This window comes from Arthrobacter halodurans (assembly GCF_041877255.1).
GTDB lineage: Bacteria > Actinomycetota > Actinomycetes > Actinomycetales > Micrococcaceae > Arthrobacter_N > Arthrobacter_N halodurans.
The window spans coordinates 1-234 of the sequence record NZ_JBHDLJ010000048.1 but is presented as its reverse complement, the minus strand read 5'-3'; the positions used below and the strand labels follow the sequence as shown (position 1 = coordinate 234).

The 234-nt window shown below is 80.3% G+C and carries 1 pseudogene; it reads right to left on the bottom strand.

The features are described 5' to 3' along the window. Nucleotides 1-234: pseudogene (locus ACETWP_RS17375) on the bottom strand (HNH endonuclease); the annotation flags it as partial.

The window sequence follows — 234 nt, the reverse complement described above, 5'->3', positions numbered from 1 at the left end:
TCGCCAGGCCCAGGTGCACCCGGCCGCGGTGCGGGGACTCCCGCCGGGCCAGGCCCAGCTGCGCGCCCACGCCCAGGCCGCGGCGGTTCGCGGGGATCCCCGCCGCGGCCTGCCGGGCGCGTTGGGACGCGTCGAAACCGGCCGCGATCCTGGCCTGCGCCGCGCACGCCGCGGACTTCAGGACCTCCAGCGCGCGGATCCGCTCGACCGCGGCCGCGTCCGGATCCGGATCCG